We start from the raw sequence: 14731 nt of genomic DNA, 5'->3' as shown, positions 1-14731 counted from the left end.
TAGTTCTTGATGCTAATGGATGTAGTATAACTGGACAAACGGTAGTTAATCCATATTTACCACCAACAGATATGGATATTACGGCGACTCCTATTTATTGTAATACTCCAGGAACTGTTGCAACAGTAACAGTAAATTCAGTAGCAGGAGGTGTAGCACCATATATTTACGAAATTATTTCTCCAATAGCGATTGCTTCTAATGGAACAAATAGTTTTGCTAATCTATCGCCTGATACGTATGTTATTAAAGTAACAGATAACAATGGCTGTAGTACAACTAAAACAATTATTGTTAAAGAAGCTGATAAAATATCTGTAACACATCAAATTGTTAATGATGTATATTGTAAAGGAGATAGCACAGGTGCTGTGAATTTAACTATAGCGAATTATATTACGGGAGGTAGCTATACACCTTCATTGTCTCCTAATTTAGGTACGATGACTCAAAACGGAGATGTGTTTAGTTATATTAATTTACCTTATGGTAATTATACTTTCACAATTACCGATAATGTTTCTGGTTGTTCAGCTCCGGTTAACTTTACGATTAACGAACCAGCTGATGTATTAAGTTCAACTTCAGTTGCAACAAATATTAATTGTAACGAAGATAACGCTACGATTACTATTACAGCTACTGGAGGAACAGGTTCTTACAAATATGCTGTAGCAAGAGCTACCGATTCGGCACCAACAAATTATTCTACAAGTAACCAGTTAACTGTAGATACAAACAATGGTGCAGATCTCAACTGGGTTGTATATGTAGTAGACAGCAATAATTGTCCTGCTACTAACGCTCAGTTAATAAGTGTGGATGTAAACCCAACGATTGCCAACGCTGTAGCAACACAATGTCCAAGTGTAACAGGTACTTATGATATTACTGTTACAGCAAGCGGATTCAACACTGCATTATTATATAGTGTTGATGGTGTGAGTTTTGATTCAAACAATGTTATTACAGTTAATGCTCCTGGTACCTATAACGTAACGGTAAAAGATACTAATGGTTGTTCTTCAGCTGTTACTCAGGTTACTATTCTTGAGCCTTTAGTTCTAACTCCAATCGTTACAACTTCGCCTTCTTGTACAGACGGTGATGGTGTTATAGCTGTGTCAACAACAGGAGGTTCAGGAAACTATATTTATAACATTGACGGAGGTGCTTTCGGAGCAGCTACACCATTAACAGGAGTTCATTCAGGTTCTCGTATTATAGGTGTTAAGGATACGACTACTTTATGTGAAGTATTTGTAACTATAGACATAAAACCAGCTACCATAGTTACAGGATTTGCGTTGACATCAACGCCTGTAAGTTGTAACGGTGCTAACGATGGTATTATTACAGCAATTATGGATAGTCCGGCTGAAGGTATTAACGATAATCCGGTATATACTTACAGTCTGGATGGAGGTACACCTCAGGATTCTCCTGTATTTACCGGAGTTTCAGGCGGACCTCATACAGTAGTAGTAAGATCGGAAAGAGGTTGTGAGGATACTAAAACAATTACGGTTATCGAACCAGGTGTTGTAGCTGTAAATGCAGTTGCTGTTTCGCAGTTTACTTGTACAACTGGTAACACATCGAATTTTGCAACGCTTACTGTTGATCCGGCTACAGGAGTAAGTGGTGGTTCAGGTACATATGTGACTTATGAATTCATTAAAAATGGTACTCAGGTTCAAATAGGTACTTCAAATACTTATACTGAATTTGATTTATCAGGTGGAAGTTATACTGTGAATGTTTATGATAGTAATGGTTGTATGGGAACTTACACTACACCTATAACAATTGTTCCGTACATTGAACTGGATAAAATAAATGTTGCGAAAACAGCTATTACATGTAATAACCTGGAAAGTATTACGGCTACGGCTGTTGATGCAGCTGGTACAACTGTAACAGGTGTTGAATATACATTGACAAACGCTAATACAGGAATTACATCTCCGGTTAATACAAACGGTGTCTTTACAGGTTTAGCTGTTGGTCAGTATATTATCACAGCGTTTAACCCGGCAACAGGATGTAGTATTCAAAAAGCTCATTATGTAAACGAACCAAATACGTTCTACTTAAATACTGTTAAAAACAGTGATGTAGTATGTTACGGATCAAATGAAGGTTCAGTATCTATTACTTTGGTTGACAATATTGGAAATCCTGATGAAGCAGGAAGATTCAATTATACTGTATCAGGTCCTGTAGCAAGTTCAGGAACAACCACTACAGCGGGACCATTAGACTTATCAGGTTTAACAGCTGGGGAGTATACAGTTTCAGCTACATTAATCGATAGTCCTTACTGTACTATTTCAACTACATTTGTAATTGGACAACCAGATGCAAGATTAGAGATTTCTGAAACTCACACTCTTATTACTTGTATTTCAGGTAATAATGATGGAAGTATTTTAGTTTCTGCAACCGGAGGATGGTCTGGAGGATACGAATTCCAATTAGAGAATAGTACGGGTGTGGTTTCTGTTTGGTCAACAACACGTGATTATACTAATTTAACAGCAGAAAACTACATTGTACGTGTTAAAGATTCAAAAGGTTGTATTGCAACGGTTAATGTATCATTGGTAGTTCCAACACCTATTGTAGTTGTTGCTGCTCCGGATATGACTATAGTACCATGTTATGGAAGTGAAAGTGCCACGATTACAGCAACTAGTGTAACAGGTGGTCAGGGAAGTAATTATTCATATACTTTGAATAGAATAACGGCTACAGAAGTAATTTCTTCAGGCCCGCAAAATTCACCAAGTTTCTCAGGATTAGGTGCAGGAACTTATAGTATTACTGTTACTGATGGTTTCACTTGTAGTGGTACTTCTGCTGAGATAACAATCACAGAGCCAACAATTGTTACACCATTGTTAGTTCATTCTGGTAATGCAACTTGTTTAACACAAGATAGCCTTACACTAAGTGCAACAGGTGGAACAGGTTCTTATACATATAGTACAGATCCTAATTTTACGACTGTACTTGGTTCATTCGCAGCTTCAGGTTCAGTTACTTTCAATGTAACACCTGGTGATTATAAATACTATGTAAAAGATGCAAATGGCTGTATCGGATTTGTTTCAAATGGTATTAATGTTCCGGTATTACCTGAACTTGATATTAATGTGAATGTAGAGAATGCTGTAATTAACTGTAAAGGTGATGCAACAGGTGTTATAGTTGCTGAAGCTCAGGGCGGTTTAGGAAATTATGTATACACTTTATTAATTACTGGAACAACTACAGTCGTTCAGGGACCAAAAGCAGACGGAAACTTTTATGACTTGCCTGAAGGAACTTATACTGTTCATGTAGATAGCGGAGATTGTAGTAAAGACTCAGACATTCCTGTTGAGATTACTGCACCGGATACTGCGGTGTCTATAGATCCTAAAGTAACAAACGTAACTTGTAATGGAAATGATGATGGAAAAATCATTATGAACGCTACTGGTGGAACAGGACAAATTATGTATGCAATTTCTCCTAATTTGAATCAGTTCTTTGATGATGGCGAATTTAATAATTTGGCACCAGATCATTATACAGTAATTACTCAGGATGTTTTAGGATGTTATGTTTCGTATGAATTTGATATTACCCAACCAACACCTTTAAGCGCAGCTCTTATTCCGAATACGATGTTGCCTGAAGAATGTAAAGGAGAGAAAAATGGTACCTTCAGTATTAGAATAAAAGGTGCTACTGCTCCATATAGTGTGAGTCTTGATGCTAAAAACGGGACATATACACAGGGAGCTGTTGGACAAACTGATTTTGATTTTGATAATCTTTCAGGAGGTACACATATAGTTTACATTAAAGATGCAGCAAGCTGTACATATGAACTTGAAGTAATCATGCCGGATGCTGTTGTGCTTGATCCACAATACGTAATTAATTACGACTGTGTGAATAATGCTGCTGCTAATTCAGTAACAATTACTATTGATCCGAGTATTACAAACCTTGCGGATGTTGATTATGCTCTTGACGGAGTTGCTCCTTTCCAGGCAAGTAACATCTTTACAAATGTTGCTCCGGGTCCTCACTTTGTATTGGCCAGACACACTAACGGTTGTGAAGTACCAACAGCAAGTTTTACTATTGTAGCAGTTGCGAAACTGGATATAACAGTAACTGAAGAAAAAGGAGTTTGGAATGTACTTACCGCAACCGCTGTAGGTGGTGGTGGAGATTACCAATACAGTATTGATGGTGAAAACTTTAGTTCTGAAAATAAATTCAAGATCTATAAAACAGGTACTTACAGAATTACTGTTAGAGATAAGAATGGCTGTACAGATTATCAGGATTACTATATCGAGTATGTTGATGTCTGTGTACCTGATTACTTTACACCAAACGGAGACGGTATTTATGACGAATGGGGTCCTGGTTGTACCAATATTTACAATAACCTTGAGTTCACAATCTTTGACAGATACGGACGTGCAATTGCGAAATATCACTATGGTCAAAAATGGAACGGTAAGTACAACGGTGAGGAATTGCCAACAGGTGATTACTGGTATGTTCTTAAACTAAATGACAAGAATGATGCAAGAGAGTTTGTCGGACATTTCACTTTATACAGATAACAAATAAGCAGCCCCGATGATGTTATCTAAAAAAATTATTACAATGAAAAAATTATTAGTATCCTTAGTACTCCTAGCTGTAACATCAGGTTACAGCCAGGAGTTAAACCTACCGGTGTTTACGCAGTATTTGGCAGATAACCCTTTTGTACTTTCACCGGCTTATGCCGGTATTGGGGACAACCTTAGAATCAGGGTAAACGGATTGACACAATGGGTCGGGATTAAAGACGCCCCACAAAATCAGTCAGCTTACATTGACTTTAGGCTTCTGGATCGTTCCGGAGTCGGGTTGTCGCTTTATAATGATAGTAATGGTTATACGAAGCAAACTGGTGCCAAGGTATCATTTGCACACCATATCATTTTAGATTATTATTCTAAACAATATCTATCATTTGGTATTTCGTATAACTTAAACACTTTCAGAGTAGAGACGGATAAATTTGGTACTGATATAGAACATCCAATTCCCGATCCTTCGGTAACTAATGATCGATACACAACCAATAATAACTTCGACCTTAGTGCCTTGTATCGTAACAAGAATTTTTATTTTAGTTTTAACGCTAATAACGTTTTAAAGAAAAAAGTTAACGTAGAAAGAGTACAGGAGCCTGATTTGCTTTCTAATTATCAAATCTATACAGGTTTTACGTTTAGGGATGCTGAAAACGGTCGTATCGAATACGAGCCTTCTGTGTTTTATCAGTATTTTGCTAGTGATAAACGTTCGACTACAGACATAAACTTTAAGTACAGACGTTACAACCGTTATGAAGAGTATTACTGGATTGGAGCTTCTTATCGTATGCTGAATGACCAGTTTCCAAAACCTTTATCGGTTGGACCAATGGTTGGTTTCATGAAATCTAAAATCTATTTTGCATATTCTTATCAGGTTATGTTTAACGATTTAGGATACTATAACTCAGGAACACATGTTGTGACACTAGGCTTTGATTTTCTTCAGGCGCTTAGTAGCTGTCCTTGTACAGAAAGTCCTGTTCATGATTAATTTATTGTAATTTTAAAAGAGAAGTTTTTAAGCAAAGATTGAAACGAATCGCAGGATTGTCCGGTTTTACCTCATTAATTTGATTCTGAGCGCCAGGATTGCTAAATTTGAATAAATCTATAGGATTTATGAAAAGTAAAATTTCGTTTTATGCCCTGCATTTTTGCTTATGTCTGGCTTTTTTATTTTTGCCCTACGCATTTACGTCTGTGAAGACCGTTTTTGTATGGCCCGATTTGTACTCAAACGTACACGACCGTATTTATTTTTTTATATATTTTAGTTTATTGTGTTTCTTTTACTTTAACTATTATTATTTAATTCCACGATATTATTTTCAAAACAAGCAATTATTATATTTTGTAATGATTGCTTGTTTTCTTTTATTCCTTCTTTGGATATCAAGATTTTTAGATCATCCGGATCATAATTTCCTGGATTTTAGAGATCATCCTAAACCTTTTTTAAATCATCCGGAACCTTTTAAAGACGGAATGAAACCGCCTCCGGATTTTCGAAACATGCCCCCAAAACCAAAGTCTTTTGATATTATGGGAGGACCACCAACACAGTACGGACATACAGCTTTGGTATATTTGCTTGGAGTAATTTCAAGTCTATTATTTGCTATTTCGGGAAGGTTGCAAAATGTTGAAAAAGAAAAAATGAAGTCAGAATTGGCTTTTTTGAAAGCTCAGATCAATCCTCATTTTTTGTTTAATACACTGAATAGTATTTATGCGCTGGCTTTAAAAAAGGATAATAAAACTCCCGATGCTGTCATACAGCTTTCTGAGCTTATGCGCTATATCATTACCAATGCAAATGATGAAGTAATCGATTTAAGTAAAGAAATCAATTACATCAATAATTTTATATCACTGCAAAAAACACGTCTCGGTAATACGGTAAGTGTCGATTATCAGGTAAACGGAAGTCCTTTTGGAAAGGCAATTACCCCGCTTATTTTAATTTCATTCATTGAAAATGCATTCAAACATGGTGTAAATCCGGATCAGACTTCGGAGATTTGTATTTATATTAATATTTTGGAAGATGTACTTACGATGCAGGTGTCAAATAAGAAGACATTTTCGATACAATCTGAAACGGGGATTGGTCTGCAAAATACAATTGAAAGACTGACGTTATTATATCCAAACAAACATCAGTTAAAGATTGAAGATACTTACGACAAGTACATTGTAAATTTAAGTATACAAGTAGTATGATAAAAGCGATTGCATTAGATGATGAACCTTTAGCTTTAGAGATTTTACAAAGTTTATGTGCAGAAATTGAATATATCGATTTGCAAAAAAACTTTACAAAATCTGATGAAGCTTTTAAATACCTTAAAAAATACCCAGTTGACTTGTTGTTTTTGGACATCAATATGCCATCCATTTCAGGATTGGATTTCTATAAAAAACTGCCTCATAAAACAATGGTAATTTTTACGACAGCTTATTCTGAATATGCTGTTGAAGGATTTACATTGAGCGCAACAGATTATCTTTTAAAGCCCATTTCGTTTTCCCGATTTCAGCAGGCTGCTGAAAAGGCATTGCAGCAATGGAAAACCCAAAATCAGAATTTAGAGCAACAATATCTTTTTATTCGTGCCGATTATAGTTTGATAAAAATTCTTTTTTCGGACATTTTATTCATCGAAGGTTTAGATGACTATCTTAAAATTCACATTCAAAACCAAAAAACAGTTGTGGCCAGAATGACTTTAAAAGCACTTATAGAAAAATTGCCTTCTACAGAATTTATTCGAGTACATCGATCCTTTATCGTTCCTGTTTCTAAAATAGAGAAAGTTCGAAACAAAACTATATATATTAAGGAAGAAGAAATTCCGGTGAGTACCAGTTATGAAGCGGCTTTTTTTGCTTTGCTTAATCATAAAGCCTGACTTTGTTTTTTACATTATTTGGAAAGTCACAAAGTGATATTTTAAAATAGTATTTATGTCTTTAACTATTCAAAATTTGAAAAAAATCATTTTCATAACTGTTTCCCAAAGGAATTTCTTCTCCGTTTATGTAGATAATTTTATTGCGATAGGATTCCATATTTGATATTGAAATTATATAAGACCTGTGTACGCGAATAAATTCGTCAGAAGGAAGTTTTTCTGAAAGTGACTTCAGGGTCTTTCTTACAACCAAAGCCTTTTGGTTTTTGATGTGCACCTTTAAATAATTATCCAATCCTTCTATAAACAAAATATCAGATAACAATACTTTGGTCAGTCCGTAATCAACCCGAAAAAGGATATAGTTTTGTTTATCCGCTTTTTGAATTGGATTTAGCTTTTTTACTTTATCAACAGCTTTCAAAAAGCGGTCATAACTAAAAGGTTTCATTAAATAATCTACAGCATTCAATTCATAACTTTCTGCGGCATATTCTGCATAAGCCGTGGTAAATATTAAGTTAGTTTGCTGCTCAATTGATTTATAAAATTCTATTCCTGAAATGGATGGCATATTGATATCAAGAAAAATTAAATCTACCGGAAATTCTTCGAGATAAAAACGGGCATCCTGTGTTTTTGTGAATGTTTTTACCAGACTTACACTTTGGCTCTTAATGCAAAAGGCCTCCAAAACTTCCAGTGCAGCTAATTCATCGTCTAAAGCAATTGCTGTTATCATGCCAGTTCAATTTTTAAATTCGCGTAATAAGTTTGTTCATCTTCTTCAATGGTTAAGTAGTGCTTTTTTGGATAGTATAGTTCTAGTCTGTCATAAGTGTTTTGTAGTCCTATTTTTGATGATTCGATATTTCTCACACTAACTTTGCGATTAAAAACGGTCATATTTAAATGATTTTTGTCTAATTGTATGCCTATTTTTATAACTGAATTTTCATCCGGATTTACTCCATATTTAAAGGCATTTTCAATAAAGGGAAACAATAATAATGGGGCAATCCTGTAATTAGAGAAATCACCATTGGTGCTATACTGGAGATCTACCGCATTTCGAAGCCGTGATTTTTGTAAATCAATGTAATTATCAATATAGTTTATTTCTTTCTCCAGAATTACTTCATCCTGACTGGAATCATTTAGCAAATACCGCATGAACTCTGATAATTTTACGATAGTATCTGCTGCTTTATCATCTTTTTTGATTGACAATGCATAAATACTATTTAAGGTGTTGAATAAAAAATGAGGGTGGATTTGCGTTTTAAGATGTGAAAGTTCTGCCTGTAATTTTTCGTTTTCTATGATTTTGTTCCGAATTTTTTCCCGAAGAAATGCAGATGAAAAAATTACGGCTGTAAAGAGAAAAATATGATGCCTGATTTCTTCAATAAAAGAAAAACCATTCGGACGCTTGGGCATAAAATGACCTTCAGTTTTATGAACTCTGGGAAGAAAATCATTTTGAACAGAAAAAGGATTATGACCAGTAATAAGAGAGGGTAAAATACAAACTATCAATAAACTAATGATAATAATACAACCATAAAAAAGATACTTTTTCTTTAGATAAAATGCCGGAATTAGAACATAAAAATTCAAAAAAAAGAAAAAGAGCATTAATAAATTAGCCAAAAAATCACGCTGGGTCGCTCTGGAAAACAAAAAATTTTCTTCCTCTGGCGGATGCGGTGAAAATAATAACGGAAGAAATAAAAACAACAGACTTCCTGTTACTAAATATATTTTTTGTCTTTTGAGTGGCATGATGTAAAATTATATAATAAATCACTATCGGAAAATAAATGTGGCAAAATTGAAAAATGTAGTGGGTAAAAATATTTTGATATGCCAATTAATAGCTTTTCAATTTTATTTACCACTACAAAAAAGGGATTGACCACAAAAAAAAATCCCGATTAAAGCTTTTGTTAATTTTGTATGTTATTAAATATCAACCAATACCCTAAAGCTATGAAAAAATTAAAACTAATTGTATCGATTGCAATGATTTTGCTGATCTCGATAAGCGTTTTTGTTGCCTGCAGCAAAAGCGATGACGACAGCTCTTCATCAAGCAGTGCTTCTGTAACGGCTCTTACCTCGGGTTCGGCAGTTTTTTCGGCTACGGCTGTCATTAATATAGCTTACAGCGGAACAGCGACACTTCCCTATACTGGTGGTAATGGAGCTACGTATTCAGCAGGAACTGCGGTTTCATCAACAGGAGTTACGGGCTTAACCGCTACATTGGTGGCCGGAACACTGGCAAACGGCGCAGGTAATTTAACCTATACTATTACAGGAACTCCTACATCTTCAGGAACAGCCAGTTTTGTTATCACATTTGGAGGAAAAACCGTAACCATTACTTTGACGGTCAACTCAGCTGCAACAGCAGATTGCTCTTCGGCAACAGGAGTGGCAAAAGTGGTATGTCTGGCCAATGCATTTTTAGCAACCTTAACAACCACGCAGCAGTCATCTGTAGTACTTACATTAAATCTTACAAATGCGAAAAGATGGTCTAACCTTCCTTGCGGATTATCCTGTCGAAACGGACTGGCTTTCAGCAGTCTTACATCTGCGCAACTTACTGCCGCAAAAGCGGTTATAGCTGCTGCAAGCGGTACAGGAACAGAAGAAGGATATAATGAATTTATTGCCATAAATACTGCTGATGATTATTTAGGAACGCTTTCTTCAGGTGGTTATTCCTCAGGTTATTATGTAATTGCTTTTCTGGGCACGCCTAGTACAACAGGAAAATGGCAATTACAGTTTGGAGGACATCATTACGCGCAGAATATTACTTATAATGCAGGCGCTGTGGTAAGCACTACACCTTCTCATCAGGGGATTGAGCCTACCACTTTTACCTATAACGGAACTACCTATTCTCCAATGGCAGCTGAAAAAGCAGCAATGGCGGCTATGCTGGCTTCTTTTACCACTGCTGAACTGGCCAGTGCAAAGATTTCATCTACTTTTTCAGATGTTACGATGGTTCCGGGCTCTACTACCAATACATTCCCAACTACAAAATTGGGTGTTAAGGTGAGTACGCTGAGTTCTGCTGCTCAGGCTAAAGTTTTAGCAGCAATGGCACCGTGGATTGAAGATTTAGATCCTACTTCGGCTGCTGCATTTACAACGCTTTACAGTAATGCCTTAGCCGATACATATGTGACGTATGCGAGTAATTCTAATGGTGTTTCAGGTAATGCAAGTTCTTTTTTCACTGCCAATACAGATTATGTTCGTATTGACGGGCCTCGTGTATGGATAGAATTTATCTGCCAGACCGGTGTGGTAGTTCCAAATCAGATTCACTATCACAGTGTTTACAGAGATCATACAAGTGATTATGTTGGATTGTAAAACAAATAAAATCATTATAAAATGATTCAAAAACTAATTTTAAACAACTGCCATTTCAAAAAATGGCGGTTGTTTTTGTTTCTCGTACTGCTTTGTTCTTTACAGGGAATATATGCACACCAGACCCCAAGTACTATCGTATTACTGGATGTGAATCCTAGAGCGGTTTTAGTTGAACTGCAAATGCCTTTGGGGGAATTAGAATTAGCCTTTGGCCATGAAATCACAAAAGATCCGGATCATTTAATTGAAAAATTTGGTCCCCAGTTGAAAGAATATCTATTGGCCCATATCCATCCTATGACGGCTAAAGATATGCCCTGGCAGGTTGAAGTAAACGATATGAGACTTGGAAAAGCAGAACAAACCTTAAGCGGGCCTTATCAGGAAATTATTGTACGGCTTATTCTTACTCCCCCCAATGGAGCAAGTACCCGAAAATTTATTTTTGATTATGATGTAATTATGCATCAGCTGGTTACCCACAGCGCCTTGGTTTCCATTCGAAGTGACTGGGAACTGGGAAAAACGAATAAAGAGCCTGTGGAAGTTGGCGTAATTAGGGTAGATACAAAGACTACGCTTATTTATCCCTTAGAAATAAACTTAGAAAAAGGTGGTAACTGGTGGACTGGTTTTAAAGGAATGTTTTCTTTAGGGATGGAACACATTAAGGAAGGTACAGATCATTTATTATTTCTATTGGTATTGTTATTACCTGCACCTCTTGTAATGAATCACAGAAGATGGGGAAATTTTGGTGGGACTAAATACAGTATTATGCGACTGCTGAAAATTGTTACGTCTTTTACAATTGGACATTCCATTACACTTTTAATAGGTGCTTTAGGCTGGATTAATCTGCCTGTACAACCTGTAGAAATTTTAATTGCAGTTTCTATTTTAATTTCTGCGGTACATGCTGTTTATCCTGTTTTTCCAAACAAAGAAGTTTATGTGGCAGCAGGTTTTGGACTCGTACACGGTTTGGCTTTTGCGACTATTATTTCTGTTTTGAATTTAGATGTGGGTACAATGGCTTTAAGCATTTTAGGATTTAATCTAGGGATTGAAATTATGCAGTTATTTGTCGTGATACTTATAATTCCATGGTTAATTTTATTGAGCCAGACATCAATTTATAGAGGGGTTAGAATTATTTGGGCGATTTTGGCAGCAATTGCTTCCATAGCCTGGATTATGGAGCGTGTTTCCGAAAAGCCAAACCGAGTTTCGGATCTGATACAAAATAATTATCATTATGCTTCCTGGGGAATTTTAATACTGGCAATTTTTTCTTTAACTTTTTTCGGATTACATTACCGAAGCAGCCGTAAAAGGAATTCTAACCAGTATCCAGTTGCTTAAGAATTTATTTAAAACCAAATCATCATTACCCCTATGAAAATTAACCTTCTTCTTCTTTTAACTTTTTTAAATCTAACCGCTTTTAGTCAGATTCACAAAGGAATTGTTGTTGATGAAAACGGAAAGCCAATAGAAAATGCCACTATTAGCAATCCCAAATTAAATACACACTCCCATACAAACGAAGGAGGGATTTTTAATATTGATAAAGTCAATGCTGGAGATACACTAACCATAACGGCATTAGGATATAAAAAAACAGATTACATTATTACAGATACTGAAATTAAAATTGTGATGCAAAGCGATAGCTTTAAACTAGAAGAAGTGATTATTCAGTCTAAGATATCAGCTATTAATGTGATTTCAAAAATTGATCTGGAAACCACTCCGGTCAATTCCTCACAAGAAATTTTGCGTAAAGTTCCGGGATTATTTATAGGACAGCATGCCGGAGGAGGTAAGGCAGAACAAATATTTTTAAGGGGTTTTGATATCGACCATGGAACAGATATTGCCATTAGTGTTGATGGATTGCCTGTAAATATGGTCTCACATGCACACGGACAGGGATATGCTGATCTGCATTTTGTAATTCCGGAAACTGTTGAGAAAATAGATTTTGGAAAAGGAACCTATTATGCAAACAAAGGAGATTTTGCAACAGCAGGCTATGTTGATTTTGGCACAAAAGAGAAACTGGATTTTAGCAGTATCCGTATTGAAGCAGGACAATTTAATACTTTTAGAACTCTGGGGATGTTTGATCTTTTAGGAAACAATAAAAAGCAAAGCGCTTATATTGCCACTGAATATATCGTTACTGACGGCCCTTTTGATTCTCCTCAAAACTTTAACCGAATCAATTTATTCGGAAAATATTCTTTTATTTTAGAAGATAGCAGCCGTTTTTCACTTACAGCTTCCCGCTTTATCAGTAAATGGGATGCATCGGGACAAATACCACAGAGACTGGTTGATGATGGAACTATTTCCAGATTCGGTTCTGTAGATGATACCGAAGGCGGATCAACTTCCAGAGCCAATTTTAATTTGTCAATACACAAACCTATTGATGAAAATACATTTTTGAAAGCCAACACTTTCTATTCGAATTATAAATTTGAGCTCTTTTCAAACTTTACTTTTTTCCTGGAAGATCCTGTAAATGGAGACCAGATTAAGCAGAAAGAAAATCGCAATATTTATGGAATCAATGCAGAACTGAATAAAAATATTCATAAAGAATCAGTCGATTTGTTGTTTCAATTAGGCTTTGGTCTTAGAAATGATGCCACAAAAGATACCGAACTATCACATACACTTAACAGAAGAACCACTTTAGAACCAATTAAATTAGGGGACATCGATGAATCAAATATCTTTACCTATTTAAACTCAGAGATTCGTTTAGGCAAATGGCTTATTAATCCTGCCCTTCGACTGGATTATTTTAAATTCGGCTATCAGGATAAATTGGCTGTGAATTATAAAACACAGACCGAGAGTCAGGCAAAACTATCTCCCAAACTTAATTTTGTATATTCCCAAAGCAATGATCTGCAGTTTTATCTCAAAACAGGAACAGGTTTTCATTCGAATGATACCAGAGTGGTAATTGCAAATAATGGGAAGGAAATTTTACCAACCGCAATAGGAACAGATTTAGGAACTATTTGGAAACCCTTCCCGAGGCTGCTTATCAATTCAGCTTTATGGTATTTGTATCTACAGCAGGAGTTTGTATATGTCGGAGATGCTGGAGTTGTGGAGCCAAGCGGTAAAACGAAAAGAGCAGGTTTTGATTTAGGAATTCGTTATCAGTTAAATGATTATTTCTTTTTTAATCTGGATGCCAATTACACGTATGCACGAAGCATTGATGATCCAAAAGGACAAAATTATATTCCACTGGCTCCGGATTTTACTTCCACTGGAGGGCTAAGTTTTCAAAACTGGAAAGGTTTTTCAGGTGGCTTACGCTACAGATATATGAAAGACAGACCGGCTAACGAAGACAACTCTATTGTAGCAAAAGGCTATTTTATTACTGATTTTAATGTGAATTATACTTTTAAAAAAGTTATTCTGGGTATAGCTATCGAGAATTTATTCAATTCGGAGTGGAATGAAACCCAGTTTGCAACAGAATCCCGATTGAAAAATGAAACGGCGAGTGTAGAAGAAATCCATTTCACTCCGGGAACGCCTTTTTTCCTGAAACTAGGGGTAACCTATAAGTTTTAATTTTTTTAAATATAATATAGAACCAATGTATAATTCTTAAACCATTTGTATGAATATAATTTGCAGAAAACAAAAATTTAAGTAAGACTGAATAGTTTTGGTTTCGATAATATTAATGCAAAATTTTATGAAATTGGTTGC

9 protein-coding genes are annotated in these 14731 nt (G+C 35.6%); 7 read left to right on the top strand and 2 right to left on the bottom strand.

The annotated features are described in order from the left end of the window. Window positions 1-71 precede the first annotated feature (71 nt). The 4 genes from GWR14_RS12730 to GWR14_RS12715 all read left to right on the top strand — a co-directional run bounded on the left by GWR14_RS12730 (window position 72) and on the right by GWR14_RS12715 (window position 7573). Window positions 72-4634, top strand: coding sequence for a T9SS type B sorting domain-containing protein (locus tag GWR14_RS12730; RefSeq protein WP_163409401.1), 4563 nt, complete (start codon window positions 72-74; stop codon window positions 4632-4634). Window positions 4635-4677: 43 nt separating this feature from the next. Next, window positions 4678-5652: a PorP/SprF family type IX secretion system membrane protein gene (locus tag GWR14_RS12725; protein WP_246236320.1), complete on the top strand. Its 975-nt coding sequence runs from the start codon at window positions 4678-4680 to the stop codon at window positions 5650-5652. 128 nt (window positions 5653-5780) lie between these two features. Then, window positions 5781-6884: a sensor histidine kinase gene (locus GWR14_RS12720; protein ID WP_163409399.1), complete on the top strand. Its 1104-nt coding sequence runs from the start codon at window positions 5781-5783 to the stop codon at window positions 6882-6884. Next, the gene (locus tag GWR14_RS12715) at window positions 6881-7573 is read left to right on the top strand and encodes a LytR/AlgR family response regulator transcription factor (protein WP_163409398.1); all 693 of its coding nucleotides are present in this window, start codon (window positions 6881-6883) and stop codon (window positions 7571-7573) included. Before GWR14_RS12720 ends, GWR14_RS12715 begins: the two co-directional genes overlap by 4 nt. A gap of 61 nt (window positions 7574-7634) precedes the next feature. On the opposite strand, the gene GWR14_RS12710 is transcribed toward GWR14_RS12715, so the two are convergent. Together GWR14_RS12710 and GWR14_RS12705 are read right to left on the bottom strand one after the other, a co-directional pair. Then, window positions 7635-8318, bottom strand: a complete 684-nt coding sequence (locus GWR14_RS12710) for a LytR/AlgR family response regulator transcription factor (protein ID WP_163409397.1) — start codon at window positions 8316-8318, stop codon at window positions 7635-7637. After that, window positions 8315-9361, bottom strand: coding sequence for a sensor histidine kinase (locus tag GWR14_RS12705; RefSeq protein WP_163409396.1), 1047 nt, complete (start codon window positions 9359-9361; stop codon window positions 8315-8317). The genes GWR14_RS12710 and GWR14_RS12705 overlap by 4 nt, the downstream gene beginning before the upstream one ends. A gap of 207 nt (window positions 9362-9568) precedes the next feature. On the opposite strand from GWR14_RS12705, the gene GWR14_RS12700 reads away from it, so the two are divergent. Genes GWR14_RS12700 through GWR14_RS12690 form a run of 3 tightly spaced genes read left to right on the top strand, consistent with a single transcriptional unit; the run spans window position 9569 to window position 14590 of the window. Further along, window positions 9569-10975 (top strand): DUF3500 domain-containing protein, encoded by a 1407-nt coding sequence (locus tag GWR14_RS12700; protein ID WP_163409395.1) that lies wholly within the window; start codon window positions 9569-9571, stop codon window positions 10973-10975. A 21-nt stretch (window positions 10976-10996) separates the two neighbouring features. Then, entirely contained in the window at window positions 10997-12343 is a 1347-nt protein-coding gene (locus GWR14_RS12695) for a HupE/UreJ family protein (RefSeq protein WP_163409394.1), read from the top strand. Window positions 12344-12376: 33 nt separating this feature from the next. After that, window positions 12377-14590, top strand: a complete 2214-nt coding sequence (locus tag GWR14_RS12690) for a TonB-dependent receptor (protein WP_163409393.1) — start codon at window positions 12377-12379, stop codon at window positions 14588-14590. Window positions 14591-14731 lie beyond the last annotated feature (141 nt).

This window comes from Flavobacterium ajazii (assembly GCF_010614725.1).
Taxonomy (GTDB): Bacteria; Bacteroidota; Bacteroidia; order Flavobacteriales; family Flavobacteriaceae; genus Flavobacterium; species Flavobacterium ajazii.
This window is presented reverse-complemented; position numbering and strand designations above follow the sequence as displayed.

Coding starts and splice junctions, on each gene's coding strand:
- GWR14_RS12715 (WP_163409398.1), top strand. CDS start 6,881: ATGATAAAAGCGATTGCATTAGATGATGAACCTTTAGCTTTAGAGATT.
- GWR14_RS12730 (WP_163409401.1), top strand. CDS start 72: ATGGATATTACGGCGACTCCTATTTATTGTAATACTCCAGGAACTGTT.
- GWR14_RS12710 (WP_163409397.1), bottom strand. CDS start 8,318: ATGATAACAGCAATTGCTTTAGACGATGAATTAGCTGCACTGGAAGTT.
- GWR14_RS12690 (WP_163409393.1), top strand. CDS start 12,377: ATGAAAATTAACCTTCTTCTTCTTTTAACTTTTTTAAATCTAACCGCT.
- GWR14_RS12705 (WP_163409396.1), bottom strand. CDS start 9,361: ATGCCACTCAAAAGACAAAAAATATATTTAGTAACAGGAAGTCTGTTG.
- GWR14_RS12700 (WP_163409395.1), top strand. CDS start 9,569: ATGAAAAAATTAAAACTAATTGTATCGATTGCAATGATTTTGCTGATC.
- GWR14_RS12725 (WP_246236320.1), top strand. CDS start 4,678: ATGAAAAAATTATTAGTATCCTTAGTACTCCTAGCTGTAACATCAGGT.
- GWR14_RS12720 (WP_163409399.1), top strand. CDS start 5,781: ATGAAAAGTAAAATTTCGTTTTATGCCCTGCATTTTTGCTTATGTCTG.
- GWR14_RS12695 (WP_163409394.1), top strand. CDS start 10,997: ATGATTCAAAAACTAATTTTAAACAACTGCCATTTCAAAAAATGGCGG.